Annotated in this window: 1 protein-coding gene and 1 pseudogene; both read left to right on the top strand. The window is 69.3% G+C overall.

The features are described from left to right. The coding region (locus WA965_RS08150; protein WP_526447340.1) for an arabinosyltransferase C-terminal domain-containing protein at positions 1-1,433 on the top strand (1,433 nt) is incomplete at its 5' end. Between the two features lie 72 nt (positions 1,434-1,505). Next, positions 1,506-1,848 (top strand): annotated as a pseudogene (locus WA965_RS08145) (arabinosyltransferase); the annotation flags it as partial.

Here is a 1,848-nt window from a genome sequence, read left to right as displayed (position 1 = left end):
ACCGCACGCTGTTCGCCGCGGCGGTGCTGTTCATCACCGCGCTGTCGTTCGCGACGGTGAACGGCTGGTGGTACGTCTCCAACTTCGGGGTGCCGTGGTCAAACGACTTCCCGCAGTACGAGATCGGCTTCACCACGCTGCTGCTCGGCTGTTCGATCCTCGCGCTGCTGATCGCCGCCTGGTTCCACTTCTCGGGTCGCGACGGCGCACCGTCGAACGGTGACGCACGACGGTGGCGGTCGATCGCGCAGGCCCCACTGGCCATCGCGACCTGGACCCTGGTGACGTTCCAGATCGTGTCGCTCACCCTGGCGATGACCGGGCAGTATCCGGCGTGGACCGTCGGCAGGTCCAATCTCGAGGCCCTCACCGGAAAAACGTGCGGCATGGCCGAGGACGTTCTGGTCGAGCAGGACCCCAACGAGGGTCTGCTGACACCCATCGGGGTACCGGTCGGCGACGCACTCGGCGCGGTCGCAGACGGAAACGCAATAGGCTTCAGCCCCAACGGAATTCCCTCCGACCTGTCAGCCGATCCGGTGATGGAGGAGTCCGGGGCGGGCAACTTCGCCGACACCGAGAACGGTGCGGACACCGCAGATCAAGCCGGCACCGAAGGCGGAACCACGTCTGCGGCAGGAGTGAACGGATCGCGCGCCCGCCTGCCGTTCGGCCTCGACCCCGCCAGCACACCGGTGATGGGCAGCTGGCGCAGCGGCACGCAGCAACCCGCGAACCTGCAATCGGCCTGGTATCGGCTGCCCGACGGATGGAGCGAGAACGCGGACGATTCACTGCTCGTGGTGTCCGCGGCCGGACGCTTCGACAACAGTGAAGTGGTCGTGCAGTGGGCCCGCGAGGGGGACCCGGCTGACGAGTCCGCGGGCACCATCACCCTTGGCGACGTCGGCGCCGCCCCCGCGTGGCGCAACCTTCGCGCGCCGCTGTCGGATCTGCCCGCCGACGCCACGCGGATCAGGCTCGTCGCCACCGACGACGATCTCAGCCCCGAACACTGGATAGCCCTCACCCCGCCCCGGATCCCCGCCCTGCGCACCCTCCAGGACGTCGTCGGCTCGACCGATCCCGTGCTGCTCGACTGGCTGGTGGGGCTGGCCTTCCCCTGTCAACGCCCGTTCGACCACCAGAACGGTGTCATCGAGGTGCCGAGGTGGCGCATCCTGCCCGACCGGTTCGGCGCCGAGGCCAACTCGCCGGTGATGGACTACCTCGGCGGTGGCCCGCTGGGCATCACCGAGCTGCTGCTGCGTTCCACCACCGTCCCCACCTATCTGAAGAACGACTGGTTGCGGGACTGGGGTGCGCTGCAGCGGCTGACACCCTTCTATCCCGACGCCGAGCCGGCCCGGCTGGATCTCGGTTCGGCGACGCGCAGCGGTCTGTGGAGCCCGGCGCCGCTGCGTCTGAGCTAGCGTCGCCTACCCTTGAGCCTCGTGCCAGACCGGACTACCCGCCTCATCGCGATCGTCGCGGGCGTGTTGGGAATGCTGCTGTGCGCGCTGGCACCGTTGCTGCCGGTCACCCAGACGACCGCGACGATCCAGTGGCCGCAGGCCGTCGACGGCGACGGCAACATCGAGAGCGTCACCGCACCGCTGGTCGCCGGTGCCCCCAAATCACTCGACGTCGTGATCCCGTGCCGGACGGTGGCCACCCTGCCCGCCGACGGCGGTCTGGTGTTGTCCACGATCCCGCCCGGCGGCATCGAAGCGGGGCGCAACGGCCTGTTCATTCGTGCCTTCGAGGACAGCGTCACCGTCGCGTTCCGGGACTCGGTGGCGGCGGTGGCGCCGCGCGACGCCGTGGAGTCCGGGGCATGCAGCGACA

The sequence above is a fragment of the Mycobacterium sp. genome (assembly GCF_049683935.1).
GTDB lineage: Bacteria > Actinomycetota > Actinomycetes > Mycobacteriales > Mycobacteriaceae > Mycobacterium.
Note: the sequence above shows the minus strand (reverse complement) of the source record. Positions and strands in the feature narration are given on the sequence as shown.